Genomic DNA, 17,396 nt, shown 5'->3' with positions numbered 1-17,396 from the left:
CCCTTTTATCGTGTGCCGGATGACGCCGTCAGGATGCGGCCCGGGCAGGCGTGAATTTCAACAGGATACGATCGGCAAGTGCGATCGCCTGCGTTCGCTGCTCCGTGATCGAACTCGACTCCCAGGCAACGCCGCGCAGCGGATGGCCGATGGCGCTGAGGTTGCGATGGACACGTCCCTCGTCATCGATGAGATCGCCCTCCGGCGTGGCGTCGATGCCGAAGCCGGTGGAATGCGGACGCACCTCGCCGCCGGCGAGAAGCTGGCGTATGAACGGATCGGAGATGCGCCGCCAGTCGTGCAGCTGGTGGCCGCGGCAATCGATCACGCCATCGAACACCTGTCTTTCGGTGCCGGCCCGCGTTTTCACCCGGGCGGCGATGCCTTTCCTGTCGACGGTCAGATCGATGAGCCGCGCCACGCCGTGAGACAGGCGGCCTTGCGAAAGAACCGTCTCGACGATCCGGTTGCTCTCGGGAGCGGAGCGGTGCGCCGTCACATCCCAGAATGCCCGGAGGTGGCGGGTGAAACGCAGCCTTTCCCGGTCACTCGCCTTTTGCCAGAGAGACAGGATGTGCGGGCGGATGGCAAGCGGCAGGCCTTGCCAATCGCCGCCGCTCGCCGCGATCGCACGCCGTTCGGTCTTGACAAGCGAAAGCAGAGACCGGGCGGTCGAGGGCAGCGGGTTGTCGGCGAGGAAGTCTCGTGCCGCCGCGACATCCCGTCTGCCTTCGACGAACTGGCCGCGCCGCGATATCGCTTTGTAGCGGCCAAGGAAGCCTCTTGCCTCCATGCTGGCGATGGCATCGACCATCGAAAGGCTTGCGCCGATGAGCAGGATTTGCGCGCAGTCCTGCAGCCTGTCGAGTGCCGCCGCATCCCAGGGATTGACGGCAAAACGCGGATGGCCGGCAATCGCGCTCCCATGCGGGGCCTCATCCGGGGCAAAAACCCCGAGCGCCAGCACCGCCTCGTCCGCTTCGACCACCGTGCCGTCGCTCGTCGAAACCCGAATTCGATGCGGGGTGGACGACAACGTTGACGCCGAGGCACGAATATGGTGCAGGCTGGACCCGAACCGGGCCTCGCCGACGGCACGCTTCAGCTCGTCGCGCACGTAGGTTCCATAGAGATAACGCGGCGGACTGCTCGAGCCGATATTCTCCGGCGGCAACCAGCCGTTGGCCTCGGCCTTTTCCGACAGCCATCGCGACAGATGCCCGGGATCGTCGGCGTAGAGCGAGAAATTGTCCGCCGGTCCGTTGACCAGATGTACGAGGTCGGTCGTGCTGTAAGCGACGCCGCGACCGAGCTCTTCGCGCCGTTCAATGATGGTGATGGCGAGCGGCACTGCCGTTCGATCGAGGAGGTTGAGCGCCGTCAAAGCCCCCGCAAAACCGCCGCCGACGATCACGATGGAATGGTGGAGACTATGATCGATGCGCATGAACACTCCTTCCTGCCAGCTGCAGGGGACTAGATCGGAATATGGAAGCAGCGGATGACCGTCCCTTCCCGGCCCATTACTCTGCCGCGACAGTGCGCGCCTGGCGCGCCGCAATGCCCGCTTTGACCAGCGGCGCGACATCGCGCCCGTAGACGACGGTATCCTCGGTCGGATAGAACCCGCGCATCAGGAAATTGGAGACGCCGGCGTCGTAATAGTCGAGAATTGCCTCGGCGACCTGATCCGGCGTGCCGACGAGGGCCGTCGAGTTGCCGCCGGCCCCGCTTGCCGCTGCAACCTCCGTCCAGAGCCGCTTGTCGAGAACCCTGCCGCGCGCCGCGGCCTCGCGAAGCCGCACCGAACCCACGTTGGACGGCAGCTTTTCGCCATTGCCGCTCGGCCGCGCGATCGATTTCACCCGCTCGAGAATGGCGTCGGCCTTTTCCCATGCTCTGTCCTCGGTTTCGGCAACGACGATGCGGAAGGCGAGCGTGAAGCGAACGTCGCCGGCCCGGCCGAAAGGCGCTGCCGCTTCCCGTATCTTGCCGATCGTCTCGCGCACGCCGTCCAGCGGCTCGCCCCAGAGTGCATAGATATCGGCATGCTTGCCCGCCACCTTGAAGGCTGCGTCAGACGAGCCGCCGAAAGAGATCGGGATGCGGTGGCCGCGGACCGGCTTGACCTGCGAAAATGCACCTTTGAATGTGTAGAATTCGCCCTCGTGGTCGAAAGGCTCCTCGCTCTCCCAGACGTTCTTGAGCACGGTCAGATACTCATCTGTGCGCTCGTAGCGTCGATCGTGATCGAGGAAATCGCCGTCGCGCTGCTGGTCCGCGTCGGAGCCTCCGGTGATGATATGGACCCAGAGCCGGCCGTCGGAAAACTGGTCGAGCGTCGCGAGCTGACGGGCAGCCAGGGTCGGTGCCATGAAGCCGGTGCGGTGGGCCAGAAGCGCGCCGATGCGGCTGGTGTGGGAAAAGACATGAGCGGCGATCTGGTTGTTGTCGGGCCAGGTCGAGAAAGCACCGATCAACAATCGGTCTATACCGGCCTCTTCAGCCGCCCGGGCATGTCTCAGGATATAGTCCTTGTCTATGACAGGGCCCTGCGGCGGCACGATATCCGAACCTTCGCGGTTGGAGACATGCCCGATGAATTCCGAAGTCATGAAATAGCCTTTCCCAGCAGGCGACGGGGCTAGAAGACCCTGCCTTCCTCCAGATGCGTCGTCGTGCCATTGATGTAATAGTCGCCGACCACGCGCGCCTTGTGCAGCAGTGGATTGTGGTTCAGGACCGTACGGATATTGCGCCAGTGCCGGTCGAGATTGAGATGGCGGGAGGTGGCCGAACCGCCGCCGAGTTCGAAGACATTGGTGGCCGCGGCAAGGGCGATCTGCGAGGCGACGATCTGAGTGCGTGCCGTCGTCAACGCACTTTCGATCAGCGCCGCTTCCAGTCCGTCCGGATCTCCGGCGCCGAACGCCTCGACTGAGCGGTCGAGCGCGCGAGCGCTCTCGCGGATCAGTGTGTCGACGGCAAACGAGCCGGCGGCGATCTCGCCCAATATCTTTTGAACGAAGGGATCGGCATTGGCGGTTTCGGCTGCACTATGGGCGGCTGAGCGCGCCTGCCGGCGCACGTAGTCGGTGCCCTCGGCGACGGCGCCGCGGACGGCGCCGGCCATGGAAGCGGCGAGATGAAGCTGGCGCAGCGTCGAGGTGTGGCGCCCAATCAGCGTATTCAGGCCGCGTGTGGAGATTTCGTGCGGCAACACTTCGACGTCGTCTAGCAGCACACCGCCGCTTGCCGTCAGCCGCTGGCCCATCCCATCCCAGTCGTCGAGGATGGTGATGCCCTTGCGGTCGACCGGCAGGAGGAGGCTGACGAGCTGATCCTCCTCGTTCCATGCGCTGAACGAGGCAAAGTCGGAAAAGGCGGTTCCCGTCGCGTACCACTTGCGGCCGTTCAGCCGAAAGCTTTCGCCGGATTTCGTCAACCGTGACGTCACCTCGCCCGGCCGTTTGGTGCCCTGCTCGGTGTGCGCCCCGCCAAAGAGCTTGCCAGTAAGCACACGCCCGAGCTGGGTGCGGTCGATTGAAGTATTCGGATTGAGAAGCAGGCTTTCGGTGAAATTGAAATGGCTGCGGAGCGCATGGGCGACATTCGAGTCGGCCGCGCCGAGCGCCATGATCGTCTCGATATAGTCGACGACGGATCCCCCCGGCCCGCCGAGCGCAACCGGAATGCGCAGCGTCCCGAGCCCGGCCTCCTTGAACTGACGAAAGGCCTCGAAGGGAAGCTCTCGCTCGAGATCGCGCTTCGCCGCTTCCCTGGCAATTTCGGCCGCAAGCTCCGGCACCTTGGCGAGCAGCGCGGCAAGATCGGTTGTAGCGGACCCGGAAACGGGGGACAGGGCGGTGTTCGGCATGCGGCGGAAACCTTCTCGGCACCAACTGGAAAGACAGGCTGGATCCGCGATCGGCGGGTCCAGCCTGGGCTGTCAGGCAACGGCGCGCGTCAGCGGCACGACATTGTCGGCGCCGGACGCCAGGCTGCGCGGCACGCGGCCTTCGACCGGATGGCTCGGATCGTTGAAACCGGGCGTCGAGGGGTGGCCGGTCGCGACCAGCCGATCGACCAGCGCCTCGTCCTCGGAATCGAGCTTGACGTCGAGCGCCCTGATGTAGCTGTCCCAGTGTTCTTCGGTGCGCGGACCGGTGATAGCAGCCGAGATCAGTTTGTTGTTCAGCACCCAGGCCAGAGCAAATTCAGTCGGGCTGATGCCCTTGCGGGTCGCGTGCGCTGCGATCTCCTTGGCGATGGCGATCGATTCCGGACGCCATTCGGTCTCGAGAATGCGCTTGTCGCCGCGGCCGGCACGAGTATCGGCGGCCGGCTCCTTGCCGGGCTCGTATTTGCCGGTCAGCACGCCGCGGGCGAGCGGCGAATAGGAAACGGCGCCAAGACCGTAATATTGCGCGGCAGGAAGCTGCTCGGCCTCGGCGGTGCGGTTGACGATATTGTAGAGCGGCTGGCTTGCCACCGGACGATCGATGCCGAGCTGATCGGCAAGATGCGAGATCTCTGCAATGCGCCAGCCGCGGAAGTTGGAAACGCCGAAATAGCGCAGCTTGCCCGCGCGGATGAGGTCGGCGATGGCGCGCAGCGGTTCTTCCAGCGGCGCATCGAAGACGGCGCGGTGGAAATAGAGGATGTCGATATAGTCGGTGTTGAGGCGGCGCAGCGAATTCTCGACCGTCTCGATCACCCATTTGCGTGAATGGCCGCCGAGGTTCGGTCCTTTGGTGTGGGAATTGACGAATTTGGTCGCCAGCACCCAGTGATCGCGATGCGCCTTGATACCGCGCCCGACCACCTCTTCGGACTTGCCGTCGTGATAAACGTCGGCGGTATCGATGAAGTTGATCCCCTGCTCGCGCGCCTTGTCGATGATTCGGAAGGCGATGTCATCCGGTGTCGGCCCACCGAACATCATCGTTCCCAAGCTGAGCGGCGACACTTTCAGCGCGCTGCGTCCGAGATAGCGATAATCGACCATTTCATTCTCCATTCATTGAGCGTGGTGACAGGCAACGGCGTGGCCGCCTGCGAGTTGGCGGAAGGTTGGATCCTCGGTCCGGCAAATGTCGGTGGCCAGCGGACAGCGGGTGTGGAAACGACAGCCGGCCGGCGGATTGTGCGGGCTCGGCAAATCGCCGGTGATGGGAGCCGCCTGCTTGCGGCGGCTTGGGTCGGGAACGGCGGCAAGCAGCGCCTGCGTGTAGGGGTGCTTCGCGCCGCGCCAGAGTTCGCTCGTCTCCGCACTTTCGACGATTCGGCCGAGATACATGACGAGCACGCGGTCGGCGAAATAGCGGACGACCGACAGGTCATGCGAAATGAACAGGTAGGAAAGCGACAGTTCAGTCTTCATCTCGACAAGGAGATTGAGGATCTGCGCCTGGATGGAGAGATCGAGCGCGGAAACCGGCTCGTCACAAATCACCAGCTGCGGCTGCAGGATCAGCGCGCGGGCGATGCCGATGCGCTGGCGCTGGCCGCCGGAGAATTCATGCGGAAAACGATCCAGCGCGTCGGCCGGCAAGCCGACATGCTCCACCATCTGGGCGGCGATCTCTTCACGCCGCTTCCGGCCGCTGACGCCATGGACGGCGAGCGGCGCCGTCAGGATCGTGCGGATCGTCTGGCGCGGATTGAGCGAAGCGAAGGGATCCTGGAAGATCATCTGAACGCTGCGGCGGATTGATTGCAATTCCTTCGACGACATCGCCCTGACGTCACGCCCCTGAAAATGGACGCGGCCGGACGAGGGCGTGACCAGGCGCATCAGAGACTTGCCGAGCGTCGACTTGCCGCAGCCGGATTCCCCGACCAACGCCACCGTTTCACCCTCGGCAATCTCCAGCGATACGCCGTCGACGGCTCTGACCGTACCGGCAGCCCCGGGATAATGGGTCGAGAGATTATCGACCGACAGAAGCGACATGGGCTACCTCCGAAGGGATGGGAACATAGGGGCAGGCGACCTGCCGCTCGGCGGAAACCCACAGCAGTTCAGGCACGGCAAGAGCGCAGGCCGGCCGGGCGACCGGACAACGCGGGCGAAAGGAGCAGCCTTTTTCGCCCGACGCCGAGACGATCGAACCCGGGATTTCGGAAAGCGGGCCGTCGCTATAGTGATAGTCGGCCTTCAGCCGTGGCGAGGCGGCGAGCAGCCCGCGCGTATAAGGATGGTATGGCATGTCAAAGACGGGACCTGGAAAGCCTTCCTCGATTTTGCGTCCGGCATACATGACGACGACGCGATCGGCCCATTGCGCCACGATGCCGAGGTCGTGGGTGATGAGGATGACGGCCATGTTCAGCTTGACGCGGAGGTTGTCGAGCAGCTGCAGCACCTGCGCCTGGATCGTCACGTCGAGTGCGGTCGTTGCTTCATCGGCAATCAGCAGCTTCGGATTGCAGGCAACCGCAATCGCAATCATCACCCGCTGGCGCATGCCGCCGGAGAGCTGGTGAGGATAGTCGTCGATGCGCCGGGGGGGGTCGGGGATGCTGACGAGCTCCAGCAGTTCGATCGCCTTGGCGCGGGCATGCCGGCGGCTGAGGTCCTCGTGGATGCGCAGCACCTCGACGATCTGATCGCCGATCGTCAGCACCGGATTGAGCGAAGTCATCGGTTCCTGAAAGATCATCGCGATGTCGCGGCCGCGAATGCGCCGCAGGTCCCTCTCGCGGAGCGACAGCAGATCGCGGCCGTCGAAAGAAATCTGTCCGCCGGCCCGAGCCTGCCTCGGCAAAAGCCCCATCAGCGCCAATGCCGTGAGCGACTTTCCCGATCCGGATTCGCCGACGATCGCCAGCATCTCGCCGGGATTGGCGGTAAAGCTCACGCCCTTGACCGGTTCGGCGGAGGGAAAGCGAACCGAGAGATCGCGGACATCTAGCAAGGCCGCCATCAGCGCTCCTCCGAAAAACGTGGGTTGAGCGCGTCATTGAGGCCGTCGCCGATAAGGTTGAGGGCAAGCACGGTGAAGACGATCGCCAGGCCTGGCAGGGCCGTGAGGTACCATGCGGTGCGGATCACGTCCCGGCCGGCGCCGATCATCGAGCCCCAGGAAACGCGGTTGGGATCGCCAAGTCCCATGAAGGAGAGCGCCGACTCCATCAGGATTGCGCTCGCCACCATGACCGACGAGGTGACGATCAGCGGCGGCAGCGCGTTGGGCAGGATTTCCCGAAAGATGATGCGCGCATGGCCAAAACCGAGGCTGCGAGCGGCAAGCACGTAGTCCTTCTCCCGGATTGCGCGGAATTCCGCCCGGGTCAGCCGCGCCACGGTCGGCCAGCTGACGATCGCGATGGCCACCGTCACTGTGCCGGTGGTCGGTTGAGCGATGGCGACCAGCACCACCAGAAGGACGAAGCTCGGAATTGTCTGAAAGATCTCGACAAACTTGACAAGGATGTCGTCGATAATCCCGCCGAAATAACCAGCGGTCGCACCGATCAGTATGCCCGCCGAAAGCCCGAGCAATGTCGCGGCGATGCCGACCGTCAGCGAAATGCGCGCCCCATGCAGGATTCCGGCAAGCACATCGCGACCCATGGAATCCGTCCCGAGTGGGTAGGCCATATTCTGGCCGGGCCAGAGAAACGGTCTCGCCACCATTTCCATCGGATCGCCGGGATAGATCACCGAAGCGAGAAGTGCGGAAAGGGCGACGATCAGCAGGAAAGCGACGCCGAACAGTGCATTGGGATTGGACAGGAAAACCTTGAACTCCCGGCGTAAGCCACGCCAGGCGGTGCCGCGAACGGCGGAAGCGCGCACATCCGGCGCATGAATGTGGGTCCAGCGCGGATGGGCTGCCGGATTAGTTGCGGGCCGCGCTGCCTCTGCCCTTGCCGGCGGTGCGAGATCGATCGTCTCTGCCGCATAGGTTCCAAGTTTATGACTGTTCATCGACTTGCTCCAATTCGGGGATCGATCCAGGCCTGCAGAAGATCGACCGCCGCATTGGCGACGATCACCATGAAGGAAGAGAGCAGCAGAATACCGAGAAGAACGCTGAAATCGCGCGCCATGACGGCCTCGAAAGCAAGCCGGCCGAGACCCGGCCAGCTATAGACCGTTTCGACGACGACGGCGCCGCCAAGCATGCCGCCGAAGTGCATGCCGGCCATCGTGGTGATCGGGATCAGCGCATTGCGCAGAATATGGCGTGTGATCAGGAAAAATGGCGACACACCCTTGGCGCGGGCCGTACGAACGAAATCCTGCGATTTCACTTCCAGCATGGCAGCGCGCGTCAGGCGCGCATAGATGGCGAGATAGAAGAGGGCAAGCGATGTGGCCGGCAACACCATGTAGCGGACGCGGTCGAGGAGCGCCGGCAGCCCGGTCAGCCGCGAACCGATGGTGCTGTCGCCGCCGCTCGGCAGCCAGCCTAGCTTGACCGAGAAGAGCAGGATCAGCATCAGCCCGATCCAGAAGCCGGGAATGGAATAGAAAAGCAACGAGACGATCGAGATCACCCGATCGGTAACCCGGCCGGAAAATGTCGCCATCAGCGAGCCAAGGAGCAGGCCGACAGTGATGGCGATCGCCAGCGCGGCCAGCATCAGCATCAGTGTGCCCGGCAAACGCTGACCGATGAGGTCGGCGACCGGCATTCCATAGCGCGGCGAAAAGCCGAGACTGAAATGCGCGAGATTGTTTAGGTAGTTAGCCAGTTGCACCAGAATAGGATTATCGAGCCCGAAACGTTCCCGCAGGGCGGCCATGGTCTCGACCGTCGCCGAGCCCGATTCAGCCGCCATGACATCCGCGGCATCACCAGGCGCGAGCTTCAGCAGGAAAAAATTCAAGACGACAATGCCCAGCATCGTCGGAATTGCCTGGAGGACCGTCTTTCTGATGGTGCGGCCGACCCGCCTGGAAGCTGACATTGCCTTTTCCCCGCCGCTTGAGAAGATTTCGGCTTCGCGATGCAATAGTAGTTGACTAAATCTGTAGGTTTTGTCAAATCCATATTGGTAAATAATTCCAAGATAGCCAAAAATATTGGCATCATTTGGAATTATTTGTTGCTTAAGTGTCCTTCTTCGGAACGGATTATTACGGATTGCTTCCTGGTAGGTAAAAAACCCTACGAGAGGGCCTGTCCATGGAAAGTCGAAACAGCAAGGGCCGCCGGCATCCTCGCGGCCTCAGATGAGGGTTGAACCTATGGCAGTATTTCCGGCATCCACGCGCCGCAGCTTTCTCCTCGCCTCCGTCGCCCTCGGCGTGACGGCGACGGCCCGCATCCCAGCCCTGGCGGCAGCGGCGCGCGGCGGTACGGCAACGCTTCTGCTTTCGGCAGAACCGCCGGTGCTGACGACGATCGCCAACACGGCCTTCAACTCGGTCTATGTTTCGCCGAAAGTCATCGAAGGACTGCTGACCTATGACTTCGATCTCAATCCAAAGCCGCTTCTGGCGAAGGAATGGTCGGTCAGCCAGGACGGACTGGCGTATACCTTCAAGCTGCGCGACGGAGTGAAGTGGCATGACGGCCAGCCATTCACATCGGCCGATGTCGCCTTCTCCATCAAGACGCTGAAGGAAATTCATCCGCGCGCCCGCAACACGTTCCTCAACCTGGTGGACGTCCAGACGCCCGATCCGCTCACGGCTGTGTTGAGGCTTTCCAAGCCGGCGCCCTACCTGATCACGGCGCTCGCGGCTTCCGAAACGCCGATCGTGCCGCGTCACATCTACGAAGGCACCAAAGTGGCCGAAAACCCGGCAAATCTTGCGCCGATCGGCACCGGAGCCTTCAAATTCAAAGAATGGATCCGCGGCAGCCACATCGTCTACGAGCGCAATCCGGAGTATTGGGATCAGCCGCGCCCCTATCTCGATCAGCTCATCGTCCGCTTCATTCCCGACGCCGCTGCACGCTCGATCGCCATCGAGACCGGTGAAATCGATCTTGCGCCCTCTACGCCCGTGCCGCTCAGCGACCTGGAACGCTTCAAGTCCCTCCCCGACATCGCTTTTGAACCGCGCGGTTATCAGTATGCCAACGGCATCAGCCGCGTCGAATTCAATCTCGAGCGTCCGTTCTTCAAGGATATCCGCGTGCGGCAGGCCTTCGCGCACGTCATCGACAGGAAGGTCATCCTCAATACCATCAACTACGGCTATGGCAGCGCCATTCCCGGCCCGATAAGTCCCAACCTGACGAAATGGTACGATCCGGATCTGAAAACCTATCCTATCGATCTGGCGGCAGCCGAGAAGCTGCTTGACGAGGCCGGCTACCCGCGCGGCAGCGACGGCATTCGCGCTCGCATCAATCTCGACTATGTGCCGAGCGGAGAAAGCTACCCACGCGGCTCGGAATATATCCGCCAGGCGCTCGCCAAGGTCGGTATCGACGCGACGGTGCGCAGTCAGGATTTCGCCACCTATACCAAGCGCATCTATACCGACCGCGACTTCGACTTCGCTTTCGAGGGAATGAGCAACCTGTTCGATCCGACCGTCGGTGTGCAGCGCCTTTACTGGAGCAAGAATTTCAAGCCCGGCGTCCCCTTCTCCAACGGCTCGGCCTACAGCAATCCCAAGGTCGACGCGCTTCTGGAAGCCGCGGCAGTCGAGGTCGATCCAAACAAGCGGGTGGAGCAGTGGCGCGAGATCCAGCAGATCCTCGTCGAAGACCTGCCCGCGATCGATATCGTCAGCCAGCCGGAGCTGACCATCTATAACAAGCGCATCGCCGATCACACGGTCGGCGGCGAAGGGGTTTCCGGCAGCCTCGCTTACGCCTATGTGGCGGCATCCTGAGCGACGAGCCAACGATCACGCGGAGGACAAGCATGTCCGTTCAACATCTTCCCGGCTCCATCGTCGGTCTGCCGAAATTCTCAACCCCGACCGATTTTCCTGAAAGCCCGCTGTCGCAGGCTCTCAAGCAGCCGGTTCTTCTCGGCCTCTTCCTGCCGATCCAGGCGGGCGGCTGGACACAATCGACGCTCGAACGCTCGACCGACTGGCGGTTCGACTACAACAAGGCGCTCACGCTCAGAGCCGAGGAACTCGGCTTCGATCTCGTCTTTGCCCTGTCGCAATGGCTGCCGAAGGGTGGTTACGGCGGCGTCTTCGATGGCCAGGCGCTCGACAGCTTCGTCTCCACAGCAGCTCTTGCCGGCCTAACCAAGAAGATCATGCTGATCTCGACCATGCACGTGCTCTACGGCCCGTGGCATCCGCTGCATCTGGCAAAGTTCGGCGCGACGCTCGATCACATCACCGGCGGCCGCTGGGGCATCAATGTCGTCACCGGCCACCGCGCGGTCGAGCACGAGATGTTCGGCTGGCCGCGCATCGAACATGACAGGCGCTACGAACTTGCGGCCGAATTCCTCGAAGTTGTGCAGCGGCTCTGGAGCGATACGGAAAACTTCTCCTTCGAAGGCGAAAGCAGCTGGAAGCTCGGGGGCGGCTTCGTGACGCCGAAACCGAATTTCGGCCGGCCGATCCTCGTCAACGCCACCGGTTCGGATGCCGGCATTGCCTTTGCCGGGCGCTACTCCGACATCGTCTTCATCACCAGCCCGACGGGCGCCGACATCGACAGCGCGCTGCAGTCGCTGCCGGCCCACACAAAACGGGTCAAGGACGCAGCGACCGACGTCGGCCGCACCGTGCGAACGCTGCTCAATCCGATGGTCATCTGCCGTCCGACCGAGAAGGAAGCATGGGACTTCGCCGACCGCATCGTCGCGCATGCCGATCAGCGTTCGCCACAAGGTTTCCAGTCATTGAACTCCGACGCGCAAGCATGGAAGGGCCGCGATCCGCAGGACGCCTATCGTTCCGTCGGCGGCAATATCAGGGTGATCGGATCGCCGGAGAGTGTGGTCGACCAGTTTGTCAAGCTGAAGGCCGCCGGCGTCGACGGTCTGCAGCTGAGCTTCTTCGACTTCCGCGACGATCTCGAATTCTTCGGCAGCGAGGTGCTGCCGCTGATGAAACAGGCGGGGCTGCGCCACTGAAAGGGACGATCATGACGAGCAATGCCATTTCGGAAATCTGGTATACCCGCTGCCCAGTGCCGACGCCGGTCGGCCTCGCCGCACAGCTCGGCTATCTCGAGGAGAACTTCCGCGCGGAAGGGGTGACGCTGAAATCGATCATCGACTCGCCCGATCGCAGCATCCGCCAAAGCCATTTCAACCACACGCTCGACTGGTCATTCCGCCACGGTGGCAACGTGCCGCCGATCCGCGCTCGATCGGAAGGCCGCAAAACCCGGCTGGTCGGCATTACCTGGACGGATGAGTTCCAGGCGATCATCACCCTGCCGCAGACCGGCATCAAGAGCACGAGGGATCTCAAAGGCCGCCGCTTCGGCATCGCCCGACGCCCGGAGGGCATTGTCGACTTCATGCGGGCGACCGCGCTGAAGGGCCTCGTCTCGGCTCTTTCGCTTGAAGGGCTGGAACTTGCAGATGTCGAGGTCATCGACATCGCGCTTACCGATTCCGTCCTTGCGAGCCAGGAAGGCTCTTCTCTCTTCGGGTTAAAGCGCCAGCAGGCTTATGGCGAGGAGATCGCTTCACTCATTCGCGGCGAGGTGGATGCGATCTATGTCAAGGGAACGGCGGGCATCAACGTCGCCAATCTGGTCGGCGCCGTTCAGGTTGCCGAATTCGGTTTTCATCCCGACCCGAAGATCCGCATCAATTCCGGCTCACCCCGCGTGCTGACCGTGGACGAACTGCTTGCCGAAGAACGTCCCGATCTGGTTCACCGGCTGCTGGAATCGATCTTCAAGGCGAGCGCCTGGGCCGAAGCGCATCCGGAAGAGACACGTCGTTTTGTCGCCCGCGAAGCCGGCGCGACCGAAGAACAGGTGCTTGCCGCCAATGGTCCGGAGGTCCACCGCCACCTCGGCCTCGGTCTACAGCCCGAACTGGTCGAGGCCGTCGGCCACTACAAGGATTTCCTGCGCGATTTCGGCTTCCTCGCTGCCGACTTCGATATAGCCGAGTGGGTCGATCACCGTCATCTCGAGGCTTTCGCCAAGCGCGCCGTAGCCTGAGAAGAAAGGCATGTAAGACCATGTTGCAGGAAGCAATCGATCTCGTCGGCAAGGCTCGGCGGCTGGCCATCGACTTCGCCGAGCGCGCGGCCCATTTCGATGCGACGGGGGAGTTTCCCTTCGAAAACTTCACCCTTCTTCACGAGGCTGGCCTGCTCGGCCTCGTGACGGCCCGCGAACATGGCGGCTTTGACGGCGGCCTGGTCGAAGCGCAGGCCGTCATCAGCGAGATCGCCCGCGGGGAACCATCGACCGCGCTGGTGCTCGCCATGCACTACAACAGCCATTACGGCCTGCGCCGCTTCGGAAAGTGGCCGGAGCATCTGGCGCAGCGGATCTTGTCGGCCAACCGCCTCGGCCCTGCCCTCATCAACGCCGCCCAGGCCGAACCTCGCATCGGCTCACCCGCCCATGGTGCCCTTCCCGAAACGATCGCCAGGCGCGACGGCGACCGCTGGCGGATCACCGGTCGCAAGACCTACGTCACGGGTATTCCGATCTTGAAATGGGTGTCGCTGCTGGCGCTCACCGACGAGCCGGAGCCGCGTCTGGCGTCCTTCCTCGTGCCCACCGACAGTCCCGGCCTGCGGATAGAGAAGACCTGGAATGCGGCCGGCATGCATGCGACGGCCAGCGACGACATTATTCTTGACGATGTCGTCATCCCATTTTCAGATGTGATCGAGGCCCAACCCGCATCGGAACCGATACGGCGCGAAGAACATGCGACGGCCTTCTTCTTTTCGTTGATCGGCGCCGTCTACCACGGCGTTGCCTTGTCCGCGCGCGACCGCGTATTGTCGTTTGCCGCCCGCCATGCGCCGGCAAGCCTCGGTGCGCCGATTGCGACAGTGCCGCGCATCCAGGACGGGCTGGGCGAGATCGAAGTCCGGCTCGCGACCAGCGCCAGGCTGCTCCGATCGCTCGGCGAAGATGTCGATGCCGGCAAGACAGTCGGCATGGATGGCATGAACGTCCGCCATGTCGTCATCGACAACAGCGTGGCGGTGACGAGCCTGGCTCTTGACCTCGCCGGCAATCCCGGCCTGAACCGCGACTTCCAGCTCGAACGCCAGCATCGCGATGCGATGACCGCCCGCTCGCACGCACCTCAGAACCACATGATCCGAACATTCGCCGCAAAGAACGCGCTTGCACGCCTGGCGGCGACGGGGATCTGACGAAGGCTGAAGAGTCTGGCCGTTCCAGTCGTTCACATTCTCTAGCGCCGAAGCGGGGACCTCGCTGCAAGGTCCCCCGGTTTTTTCCATCAAGCGACCGCGCTCAGCTGCTCGGCCGAGAAATCAACCAGCAGTATCGCGATTTCAAAACCGCGGCGTTGAAGCCAATGCGCAACGGTGCGTGCCCGCACCCCGAGCGGATCGTCGATGAGGACGACGCGCGCACCGCGAACGGCGATGGTACGATAGGCAACGCCGAGCAACTGGCCGCCCTCCGACGAAAGCGTCCCGTCGAGATGGCTTTTTTCGAACTCCTCCGGCGTGCGCACATCAAGAAGATAGGTGGTCCTGCCTGGATCGTTCGCCCAGTCGCGGGCGGTGGCAATATCGATCTCGGGAAAACGGTCATCGGCGCTCAGTGCCTGGAGATGCTCGCGCGCGAAATCCAGCGCGGCAGCACTTGCCTCGCCGTAGATACGGGTGCTGCCGGTTTCGAGTTCCAGCCCGGCGCCGGTCCAGGCCTTCGTGCCGTCATGCAGATAGGAGACCTGATTGGCGACTTTCGCATCGATCAGCGTCTGGGCGCCGAGGATTGCGCGCGGCAGCCCGGCGCAGGAGACGACGACCCTGGTCTTTTCGGACGGCACGACGTCCTTGAAGCGCAATAGCAGTTCCGCGCCCGGCACGCTGACCGCGCCGGGGACATGATCGCGGCTGAATTCGGAAACAGTGCGCGTATCGATGACGACGACGTCTTCACCGGCGTCGTGCAAGCGCTTCAACTCTTCAACCGAGATGACCGGCGTGTTCTTTTCGTCGCGCACGGCAAGCGAAAAATCGACGCCCGGTATGTCGAATGTCGGGAGGGAAACCTCCGCTCCCGCCGTCCAGGCGGGAATGCCGCCTTCGAGCGCAAAGACATTCGCGCGCCCTGCTTTCTCCAGTTTTTCGGCAAGCCGGGCAGCGGCGCCATCGCCGCCATCGGCAAACACGGTGCGGATGACGGGACGTGGGACGAAGCGGCCGATTTGGCTGTCCACGAACTCAGTCGGCAAATTGGTGGCGAAGAGAGGCGATGCATAGCCAACAGCCGCCGGGTCTCGGATGTCGAATACCGCCAGTTCTTCACCATCGGCGAGCCAGTTGCGGAATGTGTCTCGTGAGATTGTTTTCTGGGTCATGCTGGGCCTCCGTCACTCTTTGATGTTGATCTCTGCAGGGGTATCGGTACGGCCGGGACTTGCGACGACGATGCAATGCACAGACCAGCGCGAACTCGATTCTGCCACATCTGCCGCGACAGGATTGTCAATGATTTCGCCGTGGACGATACCGCCCAGCCGCCTCGACATGGGTGGTGAGGCGTGAGACGTCTCACCACCTGCGTCGTCGTGCGACCGCCAGCATCAGCTCTCCGGGCTGAGCCATATCTGGCCGAAGCTGTTGTTGATGCCCTGCGCGCCCGGCGCAAAGTTCCTGACCTTCTTGCTTGCAATGATCTGCGAGCCTGCCGCGACCAGATCGACGGAGACGACATCTTCGTGAATGATGCGTTGGAACCGATACCAGAGGTCGCGTCGCGTCGCTTCGTCGGGCTCGACTGCCGCCGCTTCGAGAAGCCGATCTACCTCGGAATTGACGTAGTGGCTGGCGTTGGAGAAAACGAGACCGATCTTGAAGTTCTTCGACCAGTAGGCGCGCTGCACGCCGAGGCTTGGATCGAAGGTGTTCGAAAGGGATTCGATGACCAGATCCCATGCGCGATCGGTGTAAACGGTCTTGAGATAGGTCGCGAGATCGAACTTGAGGATCTCCGCCTCGATACCGACGACGGCGAGCGATTGCTTGATGAAGTCGGCATAAGACGGCGTGAGGAACGAGTTATAGGCGAGACGAAGCTTGAAACGGCTGCCATTTGCGCCCCTGGGATAGCCGGCCTCATCCAGCAGTTTTTCCGCCAGTTTCGGATCCAGCGTCCGGGCCTTGATGCTCGGATCATACCATTTCGGCAGCGCCGTGCTGACTGGGCTCGGCGATACGACGCCATAACCATAGAGCGCGATATCCAGCAGCTTCTGCAGATCGATGGCATGCGCGATCGCCAGCCGAACCTCGCGCTTGGTGAGAATCTCGTTCTCATAGTTGAAGAACAGCTGCTGCTGCGGACCGGAATAGGCGTAGGTCGTCGTATCGACGACCAGGTTTGGATTGGCCTTCAGGCGCTCGATGTCCGACAGAGGCACCGGGTTGGCGCCAATGTCGATTTCACCGGTCTCGAGCGCGGCGGCACGGGCGGATGGATCAAGGATGACGCGAAGGACGACCCGGTCGAGATAGGGCTTTCCCGCGTCCCAATAGTTCGGGTTGCGGTCGAAGATCAGATGACTGCCCGGCACCCACTCCTTGAGGATGAAGGGTCCGGTTCCGATCGTCTGCGCGAGCTTGGGCTGTTCCTCCGGCTTGAAGGTTTCATAGACATGCTTCGGCACGATCGGCGATTCCGAACTGCTCAGCGCCGTGATCAGATACGGCGCGGGTTTGGAAAGGACGATAATAGCCGTATGGGGATCAGGCGTCTCGACGGCTGTCACGTTCTGATAGGTGATGCGGCCGCGCGGATGGGCTTCCTTTAATCGAAGGATGGAGAAAGCCACGTCGGCAGCGGTAAAGTCTGCACCGTCATGCCACTTTACGCCCTCACGCAGTTTAAAGGTGTAGCGCAACTGGTCGTCGCCGACCGACCATTCCGTCGCCAGCAACGGAATCGGATTGAGGTCGTAGTCGAAATCGAACAGGCCCTCATTGATCTTCGGTCCGATCGCCTGACCGGTGCCCGACGACGTGTTGATCGCGATCAGCGCGCTCGGATCGGGATAGTAGGCCCAGTTGAGCGTACCGCCCCTGACCGGTGTTTCAGCCGCCGCTTCGGCAAAACGAGGCAGGCCGGCCATTGCGAGGCCCGCTCCGCTGGCGAGTAGCAACTGATTGAACTGGCGGCGATTGATCGACATAGGCTGCTCCGAAGGCGCAAACGCGGCAGACCGCGAACGGAACCCCATGCCCCGCTGTCCGGATGATCCCTTCACAACCCTGGAACTCAAAGGCAGATTTTCTATCGCGCTTTGAAAGCAAAGCTTGTCAGCGTTTC

The 17,396-nt window shown here is 62.4% G+C and carries 14 protein-coding genes; 4 read left to right on the top strand and 10 right to left on the bottom strand.

From position 1 onward, the window contains the following. Positions 1–28: 28 nt before the first annotated feature. From RCCGE510_RS29380 to RCCGE510_RS29345, 8 genes are all read right to left on the bottom strand, one after another. Positions 29–1,447 (bottom strand): FAD/NAD(P)-binding protein, encoded by a 1,419-nt coding sequence (locus RCCGE510_RS29380; protein WP_007636401.1) that lies wholly within the window; start codon positions 1,445–1,447, stop codon positions 29–31. A 76-nt stretch (positions 1,448–1,523) separates the two neighbouring features. Next, positions 1,524–2,615 carry an LLM class flavin-dependent oxidoreductase gene (locus RCCGE510_RS29375; protein WP_007636399.1) on the bottom strand — a complete coding sequence of 364 codons (1,092 nt, stop codon included), beginning with the start codon at positions 2,613–2,615 and terminating at the stop codon, positions 1,524–1,526. Positions 2,616–2,644: 29 nt separating this feature from the next. After that, positions 2,645–3,877, bottom strand: coding sequence for an acyl-CoA dehydrogenase family protein (locus RCCGE510_RS29370; protein ID WP_007636394.1), 1,233 nt, complete (start codon positions 3,875–3,877; stop codon positions 2,645–2,647). 72 nt (positions 3,878–3,949) lie between these two features. Then, a complete protein-coding gene (locus RCCGE510_RS29365) occupies positions 3,950–5,008 on the bottom strand; it encodes an aldo/keto reductase (RefSeq protein ID WP_007636392.1) in 1,059 nt (352 codons plus the stop codon). Between the two features lie 12 nt (positions 5,009–5,020). Then, positions 5,021–5,956, bottom strand: coding sequence for an oligopeptide/dipeptide ABC transporter ATP-binding protein (locus tag RCCGE510_RS29360; protein WP_007636390.1), 936 nt, complete (start codon positions 5,954–5,956; stop codon positions 5,021–5,023). Then, positions 5,934–6,929 (bottom strand): ABC transporter ATP-binding protein, encoded by a 996-nt coding sequence (locus RCCGE510_RS29355; protein WP_007636389.1) that lies wholly within the window; start codon positions 6,927–6,929, stop codon positions 5,934–5,936. Before RCCGE510_RS29355 ends, RCCGE510_RS29360 begins: the two co-directional genes overlap by 23 nt. Further along, positions 6,929–7,936, bottom strand: a complete 1,008-nt coding sequence (locus tag RCCGE510_RS29350; protein WP_007636388.1) for an ABC transporter permease — start codon at positions 7,934–7,936, stop codon at positions 6,929–6,931. The genes RCCGE510_RS29355 and RCCGE510_RS29350 overlap by 1 nt, the downstream gene beginning before the upstream one ends. Next, positions 7,933–8,922, bottom strand: a complete 990-nt coding sequence (locus tag RCCGE510_RS29345) for an ABC transporter permease (protein WP_007636386.1) — start codon at positions 8,920–8,922, stop codon at positions 7,933–7,935. Before RCCGE510_RS29345 ends, RCCGE510_RS29350 begins: the two co-directional genes overlap by 4 nt. A 280-nt stretch (positions 8,923–9,202) precedes the next feature. Here RCCGE510_RS29345 and RCCGE510_RS29340 point away from each other — a divergent pair, with 280 nt between their 5' ends. Genes RCCGE510_RS29340 through RCCGE510_RS29325 form a run of 4 tightly spaced genes read left to right on the top strand, consistent with a single transcriptional unit; the run spans position 9,203 to position 14,248 of the window. Beyond that, a complete protein-coding gene (locus RCCGE510_RS29340; protein WP_007636384.1) occupies positions 9,203–10,807 on the top strand; it encodes an ABC transporter substrate-binding protein in 1,605 nt (534 codons plus the stop codon). 32 nt (positions 10,808–10,839) lie between these two features. Next, a complete protein-coding gene (locus RCCGE510_RS29335; protein WP_007636378.1) occupies positions 10,840–12,018 on the top strand; it encodes an LLM class flavin-dependent oxidoreductase in 1,179 nt (392 codons plus the stop codon). Positions 12,019–12,029: 11 nt separating this feature from the next. Beyond that, positions 12,030–13,067: an ABC transporter substrate-binding protein gene (locus RCCGE510_RS29330; protein ID WP_007636376.1), complete on the top strand. Its 1,038-nt coding sequence runs from the start codon at positions 12,030–12,032 to the stop codon at positions 13,065–13,067. Positions 13,068–13,087: 20 nt separating this feature from the next. After that, positions 13,088–14,248, top strand: a complete 1,161-nt coding sequence (locus RCCGE510_RS29325; protein WP_007636374.1) for an acyl-CoA dehydrogenase family protein — start codon at positions 13,088–13,090, stop codon at positions 14,246–14,248. A gap of 89 nt (positions 14,249–14,337) precedes the next feature. Here RCCGE510_RS29325 and RCCGE510_RS29320 read toward each other — a convergent pair whose 3' ends face one another. Further along, entirely contained in the window at positions 14,338–15,429 is a 1,092-nt protein-coding gene (locus RCCGE510_RS29320; RefSeq protein ID WP_007636372.1) for a rhodanese-like domain-containing protein, read from the bottom strand. Positions 15,430–15,654: 225 nt separating this feature from the next. Next, complete coding sequence (locus RCCGE510_RS29315; protein WP_007636370.1) at positions 15,655–17,259, bottom strand: ABC transporter substrate-binding protein; 1,605 nt, start codon at positions 17,257–17,259, stop codon at positions 15,655–15,657. Positions 17,260–17,396 lie beyond the last annotated feature (137 nt).

Origin of the sequence: Rhizobium sp. CCGE 510, from assembly GCF_000292525.1 — a bacterium.
Lineage (GTDB): Bacteria > Pseudomonadota > Alphaproteobacteria > Rhizobiales > Rhizobiaceae > Rhizobium.
Note: the sequence above shows the minus strand (reverse complement) of the source record. Positions and strands in the feature narration are given on the sequence as shown.

Bases quoted from the DNA above. Each gene is read 5' to 3' on its own strand.
- RCCGE510_RS29380 (WP_007636401.1), bottom strand. From the start codon at position 1,447: ATGCGCATCGATCATAGTCTCCACCATTCCATCGTGATCGTCGGCGGC.
- RCCGE510_RS29375 (WP_007636399.1), bottom strand. From the start codon at position 2,615: ATGACTTCGGAATTCATCGGGCATGTCTCCAACCGCGAAGGTTCGGAT.
- RCCGE510_RS29370 (WP_007636394.1), bottom strand. From the start codon at position 3,877: ATGCCGAACACCGCCCTGTCCCCCGTTTCCGGGTCCGCTACAACCGAT.
- RCCGE510_RS29365 (WP_007636392.1), bottom strand. From the start codon at position 5,008: ATGGTCGATTATCGCTATCTCGGACGCAGCGCGCTGAAAGTGTCGCCG.
- RCCGE510_RS29360 (WP_007636390.1), bottom strand. From the start codon at position 5,956: ATGTCGCTTCTGTCGGTCGATAATCTCTCGACCCATTATCCCGGGGCT.
- RCCGE510_RS29355 (WP_007636389.1), bottom strand. From the start codon at position 6,929: ATGGCGGCCTTGCTAGATGTCCGCGATCTCTCGGTTCGCTTTCCCTCC.
- RCCGE510_RS29350 (WP_007636388.1), bottom strand. From the start codon at position 7,936: ATGAACAGTCATAAACTTGGAACCTATGCGGCAGAGACGATCGATCTC.
- RCCGE510_RS29345 (WP_007636386.1), bottom strand. From the start codon at position 8,922: ATGTCAGCTTCCAGGCGGGTCGGCCGCACCATCAGAAAGACGGTCCTC.
- RCCGE510_RS29340 (WP_007636384.1), top strand. From the start codon at position 9,203: ATGGCAGTATTTCCGGCATCCACGCGCCGCAGCTTTCTCCTCGCCTCC.
- RCCGE510_RS29335 (WP_007636378.1), top strand. From the start codon at position 10,840: ATGTCCGTTCAACATCTTCCCGGCTCCATCGTCGGTCTGCCGAAATTC.
- RCCGE510_RS29330 (WP_007636376.1), top strand. From the start codon at position 12,030: ATGACGAGCAATGCCATTTCGGAAATCTGGTATACCCGCTGCCCAGTG.
- RCCGE510_RS29325 (WP_007636374.1), top strand. From the start codon at position 13,088: ATGTTGCAGGAAGCAATCGATCTCGTCGGCAAGGCTCGGCGGCTGGCC.
- RCCGE510_RS29320 (WP_007636372.1), bottom strand. From the start codon at position 15,429: ATGACCCAGAAAACAATCTCACGAGACACATTCCGCAACTGGCTCGCC.
- RCCGE510_RS29315 (WP_007636370.1), bottom strand. From the start codon at position 17,259: ATGTCGATCAATCGCCGCCAGTTCAATCAGTTGCTACTCGCCAGCGGA.